This window comes from Pseudomonas sp. A-RE-22 (assembly GCF_019956035.1).
In the GTDB taxonomy this organism is placed as follows: Bacteria; Pseudomonadota; Gammaproteobacteria; order Pseudomonadales; family Pseudomonadaceae; genus Aquipseudomonas; species Aquipseudomonas brassicacearum.
In genome coordinates, this window is record NZ_JAHBCZ010000077.1 from 33,069 (window position 1) to 52,241 (window position 19,173).

Annotated in this window: 13 protein-coding genes; 5 read left to right on the forward strand and 8 right to left on the reverse strand. The window is 61.2% G+C overall.

Translation table 11 applies throughout. The annotated features are described in order from the left end of the window. Window positions 1–100: 100 nt before the first annotated feature. The 3 genes from fadA to KGA89_RS27570 all read right to left on the reverse strand — a co-directional run bounded on the left by fadA (window position 101) and on the right by KGA89_RS27570 (window position 4,379). The gene (gene fadA / locus KGA89_RS27560) at window positions 101–1,276 is read right to left on the reverse strand and encodes an acetyl-CoA C-acyltransferase FadA (RefSeq protein WP_024618393.1); all 1,176 of its coding nucleotides are present in this window, start codon (window positions 1,274–1,276) and stop codon (window positions 101–103) included. A gap of 30 nt (window positions 1,277–1,306) precedes the next feature. Further along, complete coding sequence (fadB, locus tag KGA89_RS27565) at window positions 1,307–3,454, reverse strand: fatty acid oxidation complex subunit alpha FadB (protein ID WP_003199641.1); 2,148 nt, start codon at window positions 3,452–3,454, stop codon at window positions 1,307–1,309. 487 nt (window positions 3,455–3,941) lie between these two features. Next, complete coding sequence (locus KGA89_RS27570; RefSeq protein WP_003199638.1) at window positions 3,942–4,379, reverse strand: hypothetical protein; 438 nt, start codon at window positions 4,377–4,379, stop codon at window positions 3,942–3,944. 102 nt (window positions 4,380–4,481) lie between these two features. Between KGA89_RS27570 and KGA89_RS27575 the strand changes: the two genes are divergently transcribed. After that, window positions 4,482–4,922: a universal stress protein gene (locus tag KGA89_RS27575; RefSeq protein ID WP_003199636.1), complete on the forward strand. Its 441-nt coding sequence runs from the start codon at window positions 4,482–4,484 to the stop codon at window positions 4,920–4,922. A gap of 124 nt (window positions 4,923–5,046) precedes the next feature. Here the strand turns inward: KGA89_RS27575 and KGA89_RS27580 are convergent, their stop codons facing one another. Then, window positions 5,047–6,966: an ATP-binding cassette domain-containing protein gene (locus KGA89_RS27580; protein WP_003199634.1), complete on the reverse strand. Its 1,920-nt coding sequence runs from the start codon at window positions 6,964–6,966 to the stop codon at window positions 5,047–5,049. A 213-nt stretch (window positions 6,967–7,179) separates the two neighbouring features. On the opposite strand from KGA89_RS27580, the gene KGA89_RS27585 reads away from it, so the two are divergent. Continuing rightward, on the forward strand, window positions 7,180–9,108 hold the full coding sequence (locus KGA89_RS27585) for a transglycosylase SLT domain-containing protein (RefSeq protein ID WP_223473036.1): 1,929 nt from the start codon (window positions 7,180–7,182) through the stop codon (window positions 9,106–9,108). Window positions 9,109–9,292: 184 nt separating this feature from the next. Here KGA89_RS27585 and KGA89_RS27590 read toward each other — a convergent pair whose 3' ends face one another. Next, window positions 9,293–11,074, reverse strand: coding sequence for an ABC transporter transmembrane domain-containing protein (locus KGA89_RS27590; protein WP_223473037.1), 1,782 nt, complete (start codon window positions 11,072–11,074; stop codon window positions 9,293–9,295). Between the two features lie 249 nt (window positions 11,075–11,323). Between KGA89_RS27590 and KGA89_RS27595 the strand changes: the two genes are divergently transcribed. Next, window positions 11,324–11,503, forward strand: a complete 180-nt coding sequence (locus tag KGA89_RS27595) for a PA1571 family protein (protein ID WP_003199629.1) — start codon at window positions 11,324–11,326, stop codon at window positions 11,501–11,503. Window positions 11,504–11,623: 120 nt separating this feature from the next. Here KGA89_RS27595 and pdxB read toward each other — a convergent pair whose 3' ends face one another. Then, on the reverse strand, window positions 11,624–12,778 hold the full coding sequence (gene pdxB / locus KGA89_RS27600; protein WP_223473038.1) for a 4-phosphoerythronate dehydrogenase PdxB: 1,155 nt from the start codon (window positions 12,776–12,778) through the stop codon (window positions 11,624–11,626). A 294-nt stretch (window positions 12,779–13,072) separates the two neighbouring features. Here pdxB and KGA89_RS27605 point away from each other — a divergent pair, with 294 nt between their 5' ends. Further along, a complete protein-coding gene (locus KGA89_RS27605; protein ID WP_223473039.1) occupies window positions 13,073–14,476 on the forward strand; it encodes an MATE family efflux transporter in 1,404 nt (467 codons plus the stop codon). Here KGA89_RS27605 and tusA read toward each other — a convergent pair. Both tusA and rlmM read right to left on the reverse strand, forming a co-directional pair. After that, on the reverse strand, window positions 14,473–14,724 hold the full coding sequence (gene tusA, locus KGA89_RS27610; protein WP_003183455.1) for a sulfurtransferase TusA: 252 nt from the start codon (window positions 14,722–14,724) through the stop codon (window positions 14,473–14,475). The two genes, KGA89_RS27605 and tusA, sit on opposite strands and share 4 nt — an antisense overlap. Before the next feature lie 190 nt (window positions 14,725–14,914). Next, window positions 14,915–15,988, reverse strand: coding sequence for a 23S rRNA (cytidine(2498)-2'-O)-methyltransferase RlmM (rlmM, locus tag KGA89_RS27615; protein WP_223473040.1), 1,074 nt, complete (start codon window positions 15,986–15,988; stop codon window positions 14,915–14,917). 172 nt (window positions 15,989–16,160) lie between these two features. On the opposite strand from rlmM, the gene acnA reads away from it, so the two are divergent. Then, a complete protein-coding gene (gene acnA / locus KGA89_RS27620; RefSeq protein ID WP_003199621.1) occupies window positions 16,161–18,902 on the forward strand; it encodes an aconitate hydratase AcnA in 2,742 nt (913 codons plus the stop codon). Window positions 18,903–19,173: the final 271 nt, after the last annotated feature.

A 19,173-nucleotide genomic window follows, 5' to 3' on the forward strand; every position in this document is an offset into this window, starting at 1 on the left:
CTCACTCAAATTTTTTCAAAATAAAAACAAAATCTTTTTTTACTAAACCCGAAAAAACAAAAACCGGGGCACTTGGCCCCGGCTTCCATCAACGCAACGCTTAGACGCGTTCGAAGACAGTGGCGATGCCCTGGCCAAGGCCAATGCACATGGTGGACACACCAAAGGTGCCGCCATTCTGCTTCATGACGTTGAGCAGCGTGCCGGAGATACGCGCACCGGAGCAACCGAACGGGTGACCCAGGGCGATCGCGCCGCCGTGCAGGTTAACCTTCTCGTTCATCTTGTCGAGCACTTTCAAATCTTTCAGCACTGGCAGGGCCTGTGCGGCGAAAGCTTCGTTGAGCTCGAAGAAGTCGATATCGGCAATACCCAGGCCTGCGCGCTTCAAGGCTTTCTGCGTGGCCGGTACTGGACCATAGCCCATGATCGCCGGATCCACACCCGCCACGGCCATCGAACGAATCACCGCCATCGGCTGGATACCCAGGTCCTGGGCACGTTGGGCCGACATCACGATCATGCACGAGGCACCATCGGTGATCTGCGACGAGGTACCGGCTGTCACGGTGCCGCCCTTTGGATTGAATGCCGGCTTGAGGGCCGCCAGGCTTTCCAGGGTGGTTTCCGGACGAATGGTTTCGTCGTAGTCGAACAGCTTCAGGAAACCGTTCTCGTCGTAGCCCTGCATCGGGATGATCTCATCCTTGAACTTGCCTTCCACGGTCGCCTTGTGGGCGAGCTGGTGGGAGCGCACGCCAAAGGCATCCTGCTGTTCGCGGGTGATGCCGTGCATTTTGCCAAGCATTTCCGCTGTCAGGCCCATCATGCCCGAGGCTTTTGCCGCGTACAGCGACATGTGCGGGTTCGGATCGACGCCGTGCATCATGCTCACGTGGCCCATGTGCTCGACACCACCGACGACGAACACGTCACCGTTGCCGGTCATGATCGCCTGGGCGGCGGTGTGCAGTGCGCTCATGGACGAACCGCACAGGCGGCTGACGGTCTGGCCCGCCGCCGTGTGAGGAATCTGGGTCATCAGCGAGGCCATGCGGGCGATGTTCCAGCCCTGCTCCAGGGTCTGGTTCACACAGCCCCAGATCACGTCTTCGACTTCGTTGGGGTCGACCTTGACGTTGCGCTCCAGCAGTTTGCTGATCAGGTGCGCCGACATGTCTTCGGCGCGGGTGTTGCGGTGCATGCCGCCCTTGGAGCGGCCCATCGGCGTACGACCGAAGTCGACAATCACGACGTCTCTAGGATTCAAGCTCATAAATGTTCTCTCGCTCTAGTCGTTGGGCGCTTAACCGAAGAAGCTCTGGCCGTTCTTGGCCATTTCACGCAGCTTCGCGGTCGGGTGGTACAGCGCGCCCAAATCAGCGTACTGGTCAGCCAGGGCAACGAACTCGGCCACACCGATCGAATCGATATAGCGCAGCGCACCGCCACGGAATGGAGGGAAACCGATACCGTAGACCAGACCCATGTCGGCTTCGGCGGCGGTTTCGACAATGCCGTCTTCCAGGCAACGCACGGTTTCGAGGCACAGCGGGATCATCATCCAGTTGATGATGTCCTCGTCGGTGACTTCGCGCTGCTCGTAGACGATTGGCTTGAGCACTTCCAGCACCGACGAGTCGGCGACTTTCTTCTGCTTGCCGCGCTTGTCGGTCTCATAGGCGTAGAAGCCCTTGCCGTTCTTCTGGCCCAGGCGCTTGGCTTCGTAGAGCACGTCGACGGCCGAACGACGGTCGTCCTTCATGCGGTCCGGGAAGCCTTCGGCCATGACGTCGCGACCGTGGTGGCCGGTGTCGATGCCGACCACGTCCATCAGGTACGCCGGGCCCATCGGCCAGCCGAATTTTTCCATGATCTTGTCGATGCGCACGAAGTCCACACCGGCGCTGACCAGCTTGGCGAAACCGCCAAAGTACGGGAACAGCACGCGGTTGACCAAAAAGCCCGGGCAGTCGTTGACGACGATCGGGTTCTTGCCCATTTTCTTGGCGTAGGCCACGGTGGTGGCAACGGCGTGTTCGCTGGATTTCTCGCCACGGATCACTTCCACCAGCGGCATCATGTGCACCGGGTTGAAGAAGTGCATGCCGACGAAGTTCTCCGGACGCTTGAGGGCCTTGGCCAGCAGCGAAATGGAGATGGTCGAGGTGTTCGAGGCCAGGATGGTGTCCTCTTTGACCTTGTCTTCGACTTCAGCCAGTACCGCCTGCTTGACCTTCGGGTTCTCGACAACGGCTTCGACCACCAGGTCGACATGGCCGAAATCGCCGTAGGACAGGGTCGGACGAATGCCGTTGAGCACTTCGGCCATCTTCGCAGCGGTCATGCGACCTTTGTCGACACGGCCGACCAGCAGCTTGGCGGCTTCGGCCAGGCCTTGCTCGATCCCGTGTTCGTTGATGTCCTTCATCAGGATCGGCGTGCCTTTGGACGCCGACTGGTAGGCAATACCGCCACCCATGATGCCGGCGCCGAGCACGGCGGCCTGCTTCACGTCACTGGCGATTTCGTCGTAGGCCTTGGCCTTTTTCTTCAGCTCCTGGTCATTGAGGAACAGACCGATCAGGCTTTGCGCAGCCGAGGTCTTGGCCAGCTTGACGAAGCCGGCGGCTTCGACTTCCAGAGCCTTGTCACGACCGAAGTTCGCGGCTTTCTGGATAGTCTTGATCGCTTCGACCGGCGCTGGGTAGTTCGGGCCTGCCTGACCGGCCACGAAACCCTTGGCGGTTTCGAAGGCCATCATTTGTTCGATGGCGTTGAGCTTGAGCTTTTCCAGCTTCGGCTGACGCTTGGCCTTGTAGTCGAACTCGCCGCTGATGGCGCGCTTGATGGTTTCAAGGGCCGCTTCCTGGAGTTTGCCAGGTTCGACCACGGCATCCACGGCGCCGACCTTCAGCGCGTCTTCAGCACGGTTTTCCTTGCCGGCGGCAATCCACTCAATGGCGTTGTCGGCACCGATCAGGCGCGGCAGGCGCACGGTGCCGCCGAAGCCTGGGTAGATGCCCAGCTTGACTTCCGGCAGGCCGATCTTGGCCGTGGTGGACATGACGCGGTAATCCGCCGCCAGGCACATTTCCAGGCCGCCACCCAGGGCGATGCCGTTGATGGCCACGACGGTCGGTACGTTGAGGTCTTCGAAGTCGCTGAAAATACGGTTGGCTTCGAGGTTGCCAGCGATCAGTTCGGCATCGGGCAGCTTGAAGTTGTCGACGAATTCGGTGATGTCGGCACCGACGATGAACACGTCCTTGCCGCTGCTGACGATCACACCCTTGATCGAAGCATCTGCCTTGATAGTGTCCACGGCCTGACGCAATTCATTCAGGGTTAGACGGTTGAACTTGTTGACGGACTCACCCTTGAGGTCGAATTTCAATTCGACGATGCCACTTTCAAGAGCCTTAACCGTGATGGCTTTACCTTCGTAAATCATCAACTGATCTCCACGATATGGAAGCTGAACAGTACACGTTGAACGCTGACCACTGGTTCGGCATTGACGTTTACCGTCGATGCTACGCCAATCCGCCAGGCACACCCGTCAACGCGATAGTCGGGGTCTGTAGGAGCATTCTGAAAATACAAACGCTCAATTCATACGCCCGTTTGATTTGGGTACGTCACCTTCACGGAATTTCCGACAATTGTCAATCGCCCTAAACACAGGCGTGAACGCGACTTCTCGGTCATTTCCGTACCGTACGGATCCGCAACACGGCGCCGCATGAGCAGCTATTCATAGGATCAATAATTAGAAAAATCGCCCTAATTCCAGGCATATCGGATCCAGCCGTCTACGCTGTCGGGACGCGATTGAAAATTGGGAACAAAGGACGTTACGAACGCACGTCCTGACACGAGATTGATTACCGGCCTGCCTGGCCAACCCGCCCGATGAGACTGTCGGGCTTTTTTATGCCTCAGGCCAGCGCCTTGAGCACCGCGCAAATATCTTGCAAAACAGTCGCTTCGCCCTTCTCGCCCCAGTACAAGGCGATCATTTGCCGATCGGCTTCGACCTTGTAGACGTTGGCCGGCAATTTTTCGAAATGATTGAGCAGGGACTCATCCTGGCAGACTTCTCGCCACTGGTTGACCCAGACGCCTGGCGCAGTCTGCCAATAGCTCCAGACCGCCGGTTCCTTGCCACGCCGGGGCCGGTGGTACTGGGCGCAGGGGTTTGGCGGCTGCTGGCCGAGCCAGTGCGGCCACTCCTGCGGCGCCAGCTGCATGGCCAGGCCCAGGCGTCGTGCTTCCATGCGCAGGGCCATGCGACCGCTCTGAACACGGGACGGACGCAACCATGCCAGTGGACTTAACACCACCAACAGGATTGACACCACTATCCAGACCGTCATATTCGTACTCCCGAATTCTGATGAGCCCATTGAGCCACGTCGCCGTCAATGCGCTTGAAACCAGCCATACTTACCGTATCGCAATTCTCTGGAGTGCTTTCCATGTACTACGAACACGTTCTGGTCGCCGTCGACCTCACTGAAGAATGCGATCCGGTCGTCAAGCGCGCCCTCGCCCTTTGCGAAAGCCGGGACACCAAGCTGTCGCTGGTGCATATCGTCGAACCGATGGCCATGGCCTTCGGCGGCGACGTGCCCATGGACCTTTCCCAATTGCAGCAGCAGCAATTCGACCAGGCCAAGGAACGCCTTGACCGACTGATCGTGAAATACCCTGCCCTGAAGAAGGAATTCAGCCACCTGACCTACGGCCAGCCGCGCCAGGAGATCCATCACCTGGCCAAGGAACAGGGCTGCGACCTGATTGTGGTCGGCAGCCATGGTCGCCACGGCCTGGCGCTGTTGCTGGGCTCGACCGCCAACGACGTGCTGCATGGCGCGCCTTGCGATGTGCTGGCGGTACATCTGGTCAAGCGCACATAACCCCAGACCCTGACCTTGTGGGAGCAAGCTTTGCTCCCACAGGCTCACCCCTACAGGGGAATAGCGTCTCAAATAGAAATCCCGGCGTTCATTGCTGAATTCCGGGATTTTTTTCAACAGCGGATCAAGCGTCCAGTTCAGCCCAGCGCTCGACCAGTGCGTCCAGCTCGACCTGCAACTGCTCCAGGTGCGCGATGACCTTGGCGGTTTCGGCAGCAGGTCGCTGGTAGAAGCCGGCGTCAGCCATCTCGGCTTCCACCGCGGCGATCTGCTGTTCCTTCGCGTCGATGTCACCCGGCAGCGCCTCCAGCTCACGCTGCAGCTTGTAGCTGAGTTTTTTCTTGGCCGGTGCCGGGGTCGCCGCGGCAGCTACCGGGGCTGGCTCGGCCTTGACCACGGCCGAATTCAGGTCGGCCTTGCCAGACTTGCTTTCGGTTACTCCCAGCAGACGCGGCGAGCCGCCCTGGCGCAGCCAGTCCTGATAGCCACCGACGTATTCACGCACCAGGCCTTCGCCTTCGAACACCAGGGTGCTGGTGACCACGTTGTCGAGGAATGCCCGGTCGTGGCTGACCATCAGCACGGTGCCGTTGAAGGTCAGCAACACCTCTTCCAGCAACTCCAGGGTTTCCACGTCCAGGTCGTTGGTCGGTTCGTCGAGCACCAGCAGGTTCGCCGGTTTGCTGAACAACTTGGCCAGCAACAGACGGGCGCGCTCGCCACCCGACAGCGCCTTGACCGGCGTACGGGCACGCTGGGGGCTGAACAGGAAATCGCCAAGGTAGCTCAGCACATGGCGGCTCTGGCCATCGATGTCGATGAAATCGCGGCCTTCGGCGACGTTGTCGATCACGGTCTTTTCCAGGTCCAACTGATGGCGCAACTGGTCAAAGTAGGCGACGTCGATTTTCGTGCCCTCTTCCACCTTGCCATTGGTCGGCACCAGGCCACCGAGCATCAGCTTGAGCAAGGTGGTCTTGCCGGTACCGTTGGCACCCAGCAGGCCGATGCGATCGCCACGCTGAAGCACCATGGAGAAGTCCTTGATCAGGAACGGGCCGCCCGGGTGCGCGAAACTCACATTCTCAAGGACCATCACCTGCTTGCCGGACTTGTCAGCGGTATCCAGCTGGATGTTGGCCTTGCCGGTGCGCTCGCGACGTTCACTGCGCTCCATGCGCAAGGCCTTGAGCGCCCGCACACGGCCTTCGTTGCGGGTGCGACGCGCCTTGATACCCTGGCGAATCCAGACTTCTTCCTGGGCCAGTTTCTTATCGAACAACGCGTTAGCGGTTTCTTCCGCCGCCAGCGCCGCTTCCTTGTGCACCAGGAAGCTGGCGTAGTCGCCGTTCCAGTCGATCAGGCCGCCACGGTCCAGTTCAAGGATGCGGGTCGCCAGGTTTTGCAGGAAGGAACGGTCGTGGGTGATGAACAGCACCGCACCCTGGAAGTCCTTCAAGGCTTCTTCAAGCCAGGCGATGGCGCCGATGTCCAGGTGGTTGGTCGGTTCGTCGAGCAGCAGCAGGTCCGGCTCGGACACGAGGGCCTGGGCCAGCAGGACGCGACGACGCCAGCCGCCGGACAACTCGGCCAGGGTCTTGTCGGCCGGCAATTGCAGGCGGCTCAGGGTGCTGTCGACCAGTTGCTGCAGACGCCAGCCGTCTCGGGCTTCAAGGTCGTGCTGCACGTGCATCAACTTGTCCAGGTCGGCATCGGTGACGATGTTCTGGCTCAGGTGGTGGTACTCGGCCAACAGCGCGCCGACACCGTCCAGGCCTTCGGCGACCACATCGAATACGGTCCGCTCGTCGGCCACCGGCAGTTCCTGGGGCAATTCGCCGATTTTCAGGCCTGGCGCGCGCCAGACCGAGCCGTCATCGGGCTTTTGATCGCCCTTGACCAGCTTCATCATGCTGGACTTGCCAGTGCCGTTGCGGCCGATGATGCACACCCGCTCACCACGGGCGATCTGCCAGGACACCTTGTCCAACAACGGCATAGCGCCGAAAGCAAGGGACACATCGCTGAATTTGAGCAGGGTCATGAGCTTCTCCAAAAACCGGGCGCGCATTCTACCTGAGATGAGGCCTCAAGGTTCCGCCAATTTCGCCACCGAAGCACTCTGCATAACAAATGTTGCGAACTTGCACCGACGGCCCTGCAAAGCTTTCGCCGGCTGCTGGCAAAAGGCTAAGCTACAGACAGTTACCCTGGGTTACCCCTTGGGCTTGTCATGTTTTTTATGCCCGGACGTCTCATGCGCAGTCGCCTTTTCAGTGTTTTATCGTGTCTTTTTGTATGTGCCACTGCCGTTCAATCCGCGCAGGCGGTGGATATCTCCACTCAACGCCAATATTACGACGAGGCCAAGCGCGCCTTGGCCAAGGGTGATTCCGGCCCTTACTTTCGCTACAGCCAGGCCCTGCGCGATTATCCGCTGGAGCCCTACCTGGCCTACGACGAATTGACCGCTCGCCTCAAGAGCGCCAGCAACGCCGAAATCGAGAAGTTCCTCGCCGAACATGGTGACCTGCCCCAGGCCAACTGGATGAAATTGCGCTGGCTGCGTTGGCTGACCGAACGCGGCGACTGGGAGACCTTCGTCAAGTATTACGATCCCAAGCTCAATTTCACCGAACTGGACTGCCTTAACGCCCAGTACCAGCTCAGCCATGGCTTGAAGGCCGAAGGCTATGCCAATACCGAAAAGCTGTGGCTCTCCGGTAAATCCCAGCCCCAGGCGTGCGATGCCTTGTTCGGTCTATGGGCCTCCCAGGGCCAGTTGACCGAACAGAAACGCTGGGAACGCACAAAACTGGCGGCCCAGGCCCGCAACTACCCGCTGGCCAACAGCCTGGTCAGCGGCCTGACCACCCTCGCCCCCCGCGGCAAGCTGCTGGTGGACGTGGCGCAAAAGCCCGAGTTGCTCAACCAGCCCTCGCGCTTCATCCCGGCCGATGAACCGATGTCCGATATCGTCAGCCTCGGCCTGCGCCGCCTGGCCCGCCAGGATCCGGAAAAGGCCATGGCACTGCTGGACGGCTACGCCAGCACCATGCATTTTTCCCGTGATGAAAAAGTTGCGATTGCCCGGGAAATCGGCCTGACCCTGGCCAAGCGCTTCGACAGCCGGGCCTTGGACGTGATGACGAAATACGACCCGGAACTGCGCGATGACACCGTTTCGGAATGGCGTTTGCGCCTGCTCCTGCGCCTGGCCCGCTGGGACGATGCCTACCAACTGACCCGTCGCCTGCCCGAGTCGCTGTCGAGCACCAACCGCTGGCGGTACTGGCAAGCCCGTACGCTGGAACTGGCGCAGCCGCAGAACCCCGAGGCGCTGGCACTCTACAAGCACTTGGCCCGTGAACGGGATTTTTATGGTTTCCTGGCCGCCGATCGCTCCCAATTGCCATACTCGCTGGTCAACAAGCCGCTGGTGATGAGCCAGGCGCTGATCAACAAAGTGCGCAACACCCCTGGCGTGCGTCGGGCGCTGGAATTTCATGCCCGCGGGGACATCGTCGACGGGCGCCGCGAGTGGTATCACGTCAGCCGTCATTTCAACCGTGACGAAATGGTCGCCCAGGCCAAACTGGCGTATGACCTGAAGTGGTATTTCCCGGCCATTCGCACCATCAGCCAGGCCAAGTATTGGGACGACCTGGATATCCGCTTCCCGATGGCCCACCGCGACACCCTGGTGCGCGAAGCCAAGATCCGCGGCTTGCATCCAAGCTGGGCGTTCGCCATCACCCGCCAGGAAAGCGCCTTCATGGACGACGCCCGCTCCGGCGTCGGTGCCGCCGGCCTGATGCAACTGATGCCTGGCACCGCCAAGGAAACCGCGCGCAAGTTCAGCATTCCCCTGGCCTCACCACAGCAAGTGTTGAACCCGGACAAGAACATCCAGTTGGGCGCGGCGTACCTGAGCCAGGTTCATAGCCAGTTCAACGGCAATCGCGTCCTGGCTTCGGCGGCCTACAACGCCGGCCCCGGTCGCGTGCGCCAGTGGCTGCGTGGCGCCGACCACTTGAGCTTCGACGTCTGGGTCGAAAGCATCCCGTTCGACGAAACCCGCCAATACGTGCAGAACGTGTTGTCGTACTCGGTGATCTACGGCCAGAAACTCAACTCGCCGCAACCGCTGGTGGATTGGCATGAGCGGTATTTCGATGATCAGTGATTATTAGCGAAAGCTGTTCCTGAGAAGAAAAAATGCCCGCATTGAAAGATGCGGGCATTTCTTTTTTCTCGCTTGCTGGACCTTGTGGGATCGGGCTTGCTCGCGATGGCGGTGGCACCTTCAACATGGATGCAAGCTGGCTCACCGCTATCGCGAGCAAGCTCGCTCCCACAAGGGACCATACTTAGTCGGCTGCCGCCTCCAGGCCAACATTGAACTGCAACGCCGCCAGCCGCGCGTACAGCGCATTGCTGGCAACCAGCTCCTGGTGAGTGCCCACGGCAACCACTTTGCCCTGATCCATCACCGCGATCCGGTCGGCGTTTTTCACCGTGGCCAGGCGGTGGGCGATGACCAGGGTCGTGCGGTTTTTCATCAGGTTGGGCAGGGCTTGCTGGATCAGGTGTTCGCTTTGCGCATCGAGGGCGCTGGTGGCTTCGTCCAGCAGCAGGATCGGCGCGTCCACCAGCAACGCCCGGGCGATGGCCAGGCGTTGGCGTTGACCGCCGGATAACCCGAGACCACCGTCACCCAGGTGGGTCTGGTAACCGTCGGGCATTTTTTCGATGAAATCGTGGGCGTGGGCAATCTGCGCGGCCTCACGCACCTGCTCGGACGTTGCGCCAGGGTTGCCGTAGCGGATGTTCTCTTCGACCGTGCCGAAAAACAGTGCCGGGTTTTGTGAAACCAGGGCGAAGTGGCGGCGCAGGTCCAACGGATCGAGTTGAGTCAACGGCACGTCGTCGATCAGTATCTGCCCTTGCACCGGATCGTAGAAACGCAGCAGCAGGTCATACACCGTTGACTTGCCCGCACCGGAAGGCCCGACCAGGGCCAGGGTCTCACCGGCCTTGATAGTCAGGTCGAGGCCGTCGACCGCATAGCTGTCAGGCCGGGAGGGATAGGAAAAACGCACGCCTTCGAGGCGCAGGTCGCCCCGGACCCGCTCCGGCAACGTGACAAGGCCTGAAGCCGGCGGCTGGATAATGTTCTCCGAACGCAGCAACTCGGCAATGCGCTCTGCCGCACCCGCCGCCCGTTGCAGCTCGCCGATCACCTCGCTCAGGGTGCCGAAGGCACTGCCGACGATCAGGCTGTAGAACACGAATGCCGCCAGCTCACCGCCGGAAATCCGCCCGGCGATCACATCCATGCCGCCGACCCAGAGCATCACCCCCACCGCGCCCAGCACCAGCACGATCACCAGGGTGATCAGCCAGGCCCGCTGGGCGATGCGCTTGCGGGCAGTGTCGAAAGCCTGTTCCACCGTCACGGAGAATCGTTGTTCGTCCTGGACCTGGTGGTTGTAGGCCTGCACGGTCTTGATCTGCCCAAGGGTTTCGGAGACGTAGCTGCCGACGTCGGCAATCCGGTCCTGGCTCTGGCGCGACAAGCTGCGCACCCGACGACCAAAGACCAGGATCGGTGCCAATACCAGCGGCAGGGCAATCACCACGATGCTGGTCAACTTGGGATTGGTGATGAACAGCAGCACGATGCCGCCTACCACCATCAAGGCGTTGCGCAAAAACAACGACAGCGACGAACCGATCACCGATTGCAGCAAGGTCGTATCGGCGGTCAGCCGCGACTGGATTTCCGAACTGCGGTTGTTTTCGTAGAAACCGGGGTGCAAGTACACCAGATGGTTGAAGACCTGCCGCCGGATATCGGCCACCACCCGCTCGCCGATCCAGGACACCAGGTAAAAACGTGAAAACGTACCGATCGCCAACCCCACCACCAGTACCATGAACAGGCCGATGGATTGATTGAGCAGGTGCGGTGAGCGGGTCATGAAGCCCTGGTCTACCAGCAACCGGATGCCTTGGCCCATGGACAAGGTAATACCGGCGGTGACAATCAGGGCCAGCAAGGCGCCGACGACCTGTTTGCGGTAAGGGGCGATGAAGCCGCTGGCCAGGTGTATGGCACGGCGATGTCGGGAAGAAAGCATCAAGGGCATCCGATAATGCAGCAGGAAAAAGGCCGGCCAGCGACGCCAAAGCGTAGCGGAACCAAATTGAATCAGAATGAGTCAGGTTAAATATGACCACAACGACTAGAGGCTAGATGTTATCGGTCTAAAGTCTGGCTGGAAACGCAACTGTGTTTCTGATTGAGTGGAGGTGTCGCCATGACCCTACAAGGAGTGTCATGGCTCGGTCACCTGGCGACATTAAAGTAGGCACACAACCTGATGAGGAGACAGGCCATGTCCTTGCAACACAGCAGCGACGACAAGATTCAAGTAATCCGCACGCAACCGGACCAGTCTCTGGGCTGCTCGTTCATCGATGCCCAAGGGCGCGAAGTTCCGATCACCGAAGACATGATCCAGAAAGCCTGCAGCGAGCTGGAAAAACGACTGGTCAAGCCTGCCGAACAAAAGTGATACAGCCCGTCTTCAATTGGACCCGACCTTGATGTCGGGTTTTTTATGCCTGCGAGAAACGTTGTGGGAGCAAGGCTTGCCCGCGATGCAGGCACCTCGGTCCCCTGACCGCGTCATCGTTCATCGCGAGCAAGCTTTGCTCCCACAACCCAGCGCAGTCACGATCTGTTGCAAAGCCGCCGACTGCCCTTCGATACGAACCTTCAGGCTGTCGATTTCCCGCCGTGGTGGGTAGTGCTTGCGCAAGGCATCGAACGCGCTGCGTTGTTCGCCTACTGTGCCCACCAGGCTGCGGCGAAAGTTCGCGTCGTCGCCACGGGGGTCGTACACGCTCCGGCACAACGCCGCCAAGGCCCAGGCCGGGTCGGTTGCGGCATCCAGGGTGATGCCACCCAGCCAAGGCCGAGGCAACAGGTCGCTGAGGCTGACTTCAACCGGCCGCTCCAGGAAAGCGCACAAGGCCTGGTAGATCTGGGCGGTGCCACGCTGGCGGCCATCGAGACTGTAACCGGCAATGTGCGGGGTGGCGATCACGCACAAATCGGCCAGGTCCACATCCACGGTGGGCTCCTGCTCCCAGACATCCAGCACCGCTTGCAGGTCTTCGCGTTCCAGCAACACTTCACGTAGCGCGGCATTGTCGATCACCGGGCCGCGGGCCGCGTTGATCAGCCAGGTCCCGGGCTTGAGCTGGTTCAGACGCGCTTCGTCGAACAGGTGCCAGGTCGGTTGCTCGCCGTCGCGGGTCAACGGTGTGTGCAGGCTGATCACATCGCACTGCTCGATGATCTGCTCCAGGCTCACATAGTCGCCCCCCTCGGCGGCCTGACGCGGCGGATCGCAGACCTTCACGGTCCAGCCCAACCCCTTGAGCACCTCGATCAACCGCCCGCCCACCTGGCCTGCGCCGACCACACCGAAGGTTCGTTGCTCAAGTTGCGCGCCTTCGATTTCTGCCAGGGTCATCAGGCTGCCCAGCACATAGTCCACCACGCCACGGGCGTTGCAGCCCGGCGCGCTGGCCCAGCGGATACCGGCCTCGGCAAGATAGTCCAGGTCCAGGTGATCGGTGCCGATGGTGCACGTGCCAACAAAGCGCACCTTGCTGCCTTCCAGCAGCGCCCGATTGACCTGGCTGACCGAACGCACCAGCAGCACATCGGCTTGCTCGACCATCGTCCGGTCGATCCCCCGGCCCGGTACCCGGCGGATCTCGCCGAATCCTTGGAAAAATGCGTCAAGCAGGGGGATGTTTTCGTCGGCGACGATCAGCATGGCAGAGCTCCTTTGGCGGGGTAGGCAGTGTAGGCGTTCCGTTGGGCCTGTGCATTACCCGGAGCGAATGATGTTGTGGCGAGGGAATGTATGTGGGAGCAAAGCTTGCTCGCGATGCCGACGCCTCGGTTACTCGGCAGACCGCATCATCTTCATCGCGGGCAAGCCTTGCTCCCACAGGTGCTCGAAAACTGAAAAAGCGATTACAAATCCACAACACAGGATTTTTCCTGACCACTGCGTCAAAGCGTAGAATTCGCCGCCTTGCGCTTAACCTTTTCGGACGCTTTCCCTGTGAACCCTGTAATCGATACCGCCACCACCCTCTCCCGCCCGGCCCGGGTTCACCTGGAACTCAGGACCTTGCTGGCCCTGGCCTTGCCGATCATGGTGGCGCAACTGGCAACCACCGCCATGGGGTTTGTCGATGCGGTGATGGCCGGTCGGGTTGGCCCGCGGGACTTGGCGGCCGTAGCCCTGGGCAACTCTATCTGGGTGCCGGTGTTCCTGTTGATGACCGGCACATTGCTGGCAACCACGCCGAAAGTTGCCCAGCGCTTCGGCGCCGGTACGTTCGACGAAATCGGGCCGCTGGTACGCCAGGCGCTGTGGCTGGCATTGGTGGTGGGGTTGATCGCCACACTGGCGCTGTTCAGCGCCGAACCGATCCTGCACATCATGAATGTCGACCCCGAACTGATTGGCCCATGCATGGAATACCTGCGGGGCATCGGCACGGGCCTGCCGGCCGTGGCGCTGTACCACGTACTGCGCTGCTTCAGCGACGGCCTGGGGCGCACGCGGCCGGCGATGGTGCTGGGGCTGTGCGGGCTGGCGCTGAACATTCCGCTCAACTACATCTTCATCTACGGGCACCTGGGCGTGCCCGCCATGGGCGGCGTCGGTTGCGGCTGGGCCACAGCCATCGTGATGTGGGTCATGGCCCTGGGCATGGCCGGTTGGGCTCGCTGGGCACCGGCCTATCAGTCGAGCCGGCTGTTCAGCCGTTTCGACTGGCCGCAATGGGTGGTCATCAAGCGTCTGCTGGGCATCGGCTTGCCGATTGGCATTGCGGTGTTCGCCGAGTCGAGTATTTTCGCGGTGATCGCGCTGCTGATCGGCAGCCTTGGCGCCACAGTAGTGGCCGGGCACCAGATCGCGCTGAATTTCAGTTCCCTGGTGTTCATGATCCCCTACTCCCTGGGCATGGCCGTCACGGTGCGGGTCGGCCAGGCCCTGGGCCGTCGTCAGCCTCGCGAAGCGCGCTTCGCTGCCGGGGTGGGCATGGGCACGGCCCTGGCGTACGCCTGCCTGTCGGCGAGCCTGATGTTCGCGCTGCGCGGGCCTATCGCGGCGATCTATACCGCAGATCCGGTGGTGATCGACGTGGCTTCGATGCTGATCGTCTACGCGGCGCTGTTTCAGTTTTCCGATGCGATCCAGGTCACGGCGGCAGGCGCGTTGCGCGGCTTCCAGGACACCCGGGTAACGATGATCCTGACCCTGTTCGCCTATTGGGGCATCGGCCTGCCGGTGGGTTACGCCCTGGGCCTGACCGACTGGCTCGGTGCCGCCAGCGGCCCGAGCGGATTGTGGCAAGGCCTGATCGTGGGCTTGAGCTGCGCGGCGCTGATGCTGTCGATCCGCCTGGCACGCAGCGCGCGCAAGCAGATCCGCGTCAGCCGCTCGACGGATTAAGCGAGTTTCTTGCGGATCCAGTAGAGGTAAGTGCCCGCTTCCTCCTGCTGGGCCACCAGCTCGTGGTCCAGGAACACGCAAAACTTGGGGATGTCGCGGCGAGTCGAGGGGTCGGTGGCGATGACTTTCAGCAGGCCACCGGGGGCAAGGTCGCGGATGTGCTGGTGCAGCATCATCACCGGTTCCGGGCAATTGAGCCCCGTGGCATCCAGCGTGCCGTCGACCGGCGTGTCGTTCATTTCACTCATGTTCTACTCCTGAAACTGGCCGCATTGTCGCGCAATGTCGGCGTTCGGTCACCCCTGGCTTAACGCCGTACCCTAATGTGGGAGCGAGCTTGCTCGCGATGGCGGTGGGTCAGCTTGCATCAATGTTGAATGTGCCGACGCCATCGCGAGCAAGCTCGCTCCCACAGGGGATTTCATTGGCTCTAAGGGACTAGCGGGACTTCGGCTTTTTCGTGTCCAACCGCCGCAGATGGCACGTCACTTCCTCGCGGTCGTGGTACAGCTGCTTGCAACCGATCTCGACCTTGATGCCCCGAGCCTTGAAACCCTCGGCGATGCGTTCGAGCAGGCGCTTGACCTCGGCATAACGCTGTTTCATCGGCAGCTTGAGGTTGACCACGGCCTCGCGGCAATGCCCTTCGCCAATCCACTCTTCCAGCATCGCCGCGTTGCGTGCCGGTTTCTCGACGATATCGCAAACCATCCAGTCCACCGGCTGCTTGGGCTTGAACGTGAAGCCGTCTGCCATCAGATGCTGCACCAGGCCGGTGTCCATCAGGCTTTCGGCCATCGGGCCATTGTCGATGGCGGTCACCAGCATGCCCCGGTTGACCAGTTGCCAGGTCCAGCCGCCCGGCGCGGCGCCGAGGTCCACGCCGGTCATGTCGCTGTGCAGGCGCTCGTCCCACTGGTCCCGGGGAATAAAATGGTGCCAGGCCTCTTCAAGCTTGAGGGTGGAACGGCTCGGCGCTTCCCGGGGAAACTTCAGGCGGGGAATGCCCATGGGCCACATTGCCGAGTTATCGGATTCGGCCAGGCCCAGGAACACTTCACGGCCACTCTTGAAAGTCAGCAGCAGGCGCGGCTTGCGCGGGTCGTCCACCAGCTTGCCGGCGCCAATCAGCGCCTTGCGCAACGGGCCTTCGAATTTTTTGCAGAAGTTCGACAGTTCCTTGCCGTCGTTGGTATCCACCACTTCCAGCCACAGGCTGCCACAGGTCGGGAAAGCGGCCATGTGGGCCAGGATGACGCTGATGCGATCGGTTTCCGGCAAATCGATGAACGTACCGCGCGCCCACTGGCGCGGAAAAATCAGTTCGGCGAAGCGCTGGCCGTCCATCAGCCGCTCGGCGCCGTCGTCTTCGGTGCAGACAAATTCAGCGCAGGCACTGGCCGGTTTGGCCTTGGCGTAGCCGGCCACGTTGAGCCGGGCCGCGTGTTCGGCGATCTCGGAACAGACCTCGCCTTCGAAGCCCGGCCGACAGTGCATGAAAAGCGTGTTCATTGAAACTCCGTAGCAAAGCCTGTCACGAAAACCGCCGCATGATAGCGGAGTTCGGAACCGCGAACCTGCCCATAGAGTCCAGTGATTAGTCATACGCTCAAAACAGGGCTAGGTTAAAGGCTCTGTCCGTTCCGTCAGTCCGTAGCCGTGCGGACTCAAAGGAGTGATTTCAATGCCGTCCCTCGATAGCCTGAAAACCCTTAAAACACTGCAAGTCGACGCCAGGACCTACCACTACTTCAGCCTGCCGGATGCCGCCCGAAGCCTGGGCGACCTGGACAAACTGCCCATGTCGTTGAAGGTACTGCTGGAAAACCTGCTGCGCTGGGAAGATGAAAAAACCGTCACCGGCACCGACCTCAAGGCCCTGGCCGGGTGGCTCAAGGAGCGCCGTTCCGACCGCGAGATTCAATACCGCCCCGCCCGGGTGTTGATGCAAGACTTCACCGGCGTCCCCGCCGTGGTCGACCTGGCCGCCATGCGCGCCGCCGTGGAAAAGGCCGGCGGCGATCCCCAGCGGATCAACCCGCTGTCGCCGGTGGACCTGGTGATCGACCACTCGGTGATGGTGGACAAATTCGCCAGCAGCCAGGCGTTCGAGCAGAACGTCGACATCGAAATGCAACGCAACGGCGAACGCTACGCCTTCCTGCGTTGGGGCCAGAGCGCTTTCGACAACTTCAGCGTGGTGCCGCCGGGCACTGGCATCTGCCATCAGGTCAACCTCGAATACCTGGGCCGCACCGTGTGGACCAAAGAGGAAGACGGTCGCACCTACGCGTTCCCCGACACCCTGGTGGGCACCGACTCCCACACCACCATGATCAATGGCCTCGGCGTGCTGGGCTGGGGCGTCGGCGGGATCGAGGCGGAAGCCGCCATGCTCGGCCAACCGGTGTCGATGCTGATTCCCGAGGTCATCGGCTTCAAACTCATCGGCAAGCTGCGCGAAGGCATCACCGCCACCGACCTGGTGCTGACCGTCACGCAGATGCTGCGCAAGAAAGGCGTGGTGGGCAAATTCGTCGAGTTCTATGGCGACGGCCTTGCCGACCTGCCCCTGGCCGACCGCGCCACCATCGCCAACATGGCCCCGGAATATGGCGCCACCTGCGGTTTCTTCCCGGTGGACGATGTGACCCTGGATTACTTGCGCCTGTCGGGACGCCCAGCGGAAACGGTGAAATTGGTCGAGGCCTATTGCAAGGCCCAGGGCCTGTGGCGCTTGCCCGGCCAGGAACCGGTGTTCACCGACACCCTGGAGCTGGACATGAGCAGCGTCGAAGCCAGCCTCGCCGGACCGAAACGCCCGCAGGACCGGGTCTCGTTGCCGAATGTCGGCCAGGCTTTCAGCGACTTCCTGGGGTTGCAGGTCAAACCCACCAGCAAAGAAGAAGGTCGCCTGGAAAGTGAAGGTGGCGGTGGCGTCGCGGTGGGCAATGCCGATCAGGTGGGCGAAGCCGAATATGAATTCGAAGGCCACACCCATCGCCTGAAAAACGGCGCGGTGGTGATTGCCGCCATTACTTCGTGCACCAACACCTCCAACCCCAGCGTGATGATGGCCGCCGGGCTGCTGGCGAAAAAAGCCGTGGAGAAAGGCCTGACCCGCAAGCCTTGGGTCAAGAGTTCCCTGGCGCCGGGCTCCAAGGTGGTCACCGACTACTACAAGGCGGCCGGCCTGACCGAGTACCTGGATAAACTTGGTTTCGACCTGGTGGGCTATGGTTGCACCACCTGCATCGGCAACTCCGGACCATTGCCGGAGCCCATCGAAAAAGCCATCCAGAAAGCCGACCTGACGGTGGCCTCGGTATTGTCAGGCAACCGCAACTTCGAAGGCCGGGTGCATCCACTGGTGAAGACCAACTGGCTGGCCTCGCCGCCACTGGTGGTCGCCTATGCCCTGGCCGGCACGGTGCGTATCGATATCAGTAGCGAGCCGCTGGGCAACGACCGGGACGGCAAGCCGGTGTACCTGCGGGACATCTGGCCCAGCAGCCAGGAAGTGGCCGCCGCCGTGGCCCAGGTCAACACCAGCATGTTCCACAAGGAATACGCCGCCGTGTTTGCCGGTGACGAGCAATGGCAAGCCATCGAAGTGCCGCAAGCGGCGACTTACGTCTGGCAGGACGACTCGACCTACATCCAGCACCCGCCGTTCTTCGACGACATCGACGGGCCGCCACCGGCTGTCAGGAACGTCGAAGGCGCCCGGGTCCTGGCCCTGCTGGGAGACTCGGTGACCACCGACCACATCTCCCCGGCTGGCAATATCAAGGCGGACAGCCCGGCCGGTCGCTACCTGCGCGAACAAGGCGTGGAGCCGCGAGACTTCAACTCCTACGGGTCCAGGCGCGGCAACCACCAGGTGATGATGCGCGGCACCTTCGCCAATATCCGCATTCGCAACGAAATGCTCGACGGCGAAGAAGGCGGCAACACGATCTACATTCCCAGTGGCGAACGAATGCCGATCTACGACGCCGCCATGCTGTACCAGGCCGCGGGCACACCATTGGTGGTGATCGCCGGCCAGGAATATGGCACCGGGTCGAGCCGGGACTGGGCAGCCAAGGGCACGAACCTGCTGGGGGTCAAGGCGGTGATCGCCGAAAGCTTCGAGCGTATCCATCGCTCCAACCTGGTGGGCATGGGCGTGCTGCCGTTGCAGTTCAAGCTCGACCAGAACCGCAAGAGCCTGAACCTCACGGGCAAGGAAACCCTGGACATCCTCGGGCTCAACAACGTCGAACTGACGCCGCGCATGAACCTGCCCCTGGTCATTACCCGCGAGGACGGCAGCCAGGAGCGAATCGAAGTGTTGTGCCGGATCGATACCTTGAATGAAGTGGAATATTTCAAGGCCGGCGGGATCCTTCACTATGTGTTGCGGCAATTGATTGCCAGTTAAAGATAAGCCCCCCCTGTGGGAGCGAGCTTGCTCGCGATAGCGGTAGAACAGCCAACATCGATGTTGACTGACAAGCCTCTATCGCGAGCAAGCTCGCTCCCACAGGTTCTGCGGCTGCCTGACCGTCATTAGCGTTTTAACAGGCGGCGTTTTTGCACGAGCCTGCCTATAATCCCGTCGGCACTCACGGAACAGAGTCAGCCAACGGCTTGCACCCTCCTACGCATGAACCTGCATGGATACAAAACGTGTTCTTTGCGCGACCTGGCGG

Coding starts and splice junctions, on each gene's coding strand:
- KGA89_RS27595 (WP_003199629.1), top strand. CDS start 11,324: ATGTCCTTGCAACACAGCAGCGACGACAAGATTCAAGTAATCCGCACG.
- tusA (WP_003183455.1), bottom strand. CDS start 14,724: ATGAGTGAAATGAACGACACGCCGGTCGACGGCACGCTGGATGCCACG.
- rlmM (WP_223473040.1), bottom strand. CDS start 15,988: ATGAACACGCTTTTCATGCACTGTCGGCCGGGCTTCGAAGGCGAGGTC.
- pdxB (WP_223473038.1), bottom strand. CDS start 12,778: ATGCTGATCGTCGCCGACGAAAACATCCCCCTGCTTGACGCATTTTTC.
- KGA89_RS27570 (WP_003199638.1), bottom strand. CDS start 4,379: ATGACGGTCTGGATAGTGGTGTCAATCCTGTTGGTGGTGTTAAGTCCA.
- KGA89_RS27580 (WP_003199634.1), bottom strand. CDS start 6,966: ATGACCCTGCTCAAATTCAGCGATGTGTCCCTTGCTTTCGGCGCTATG.
- KGA89_RS27585 (WP_223473036.1), top strand. CDS start 7,180: ATGCGCAGTCGCCTTTTCAGTGTTTTATCGTGTCTTTTTGTATGTGCC.
- fadB (WP_003199641.1), bottom strand. CDS start 3,454: ATGATTTACGAAGGTAAAGCCATCACGGTTAAGGCTCTTGAAAGTGGC.
- KGA89_RS27575 (WP_003199636.1), top strand. CDS start 4,482: ATGTACTACGAACACGTTCTGGTCGCCGTCGACCTCACTGAAGAATGC.
- fadA (WP_024618393.1), bottom strand. CDS start 1,276: ATGAGCTTGAATCCTAGAGACGTCGTGATTGTCGACTTCGGTCGTACG.
- KGA89_RS27590 (WP_223473037.1), bottom strand. CDS start 11,074: ATGCCCTTGATGCTTTCTTCCCGACATCGCCGTGCCATACACCTGGCC.
- acnA (WP_003199621.1), top strand. CDS start 16,161: ATGCCGTCCCTCGATAGCCTGAAAACCCTTAAAACACTGCAAGTCGAC.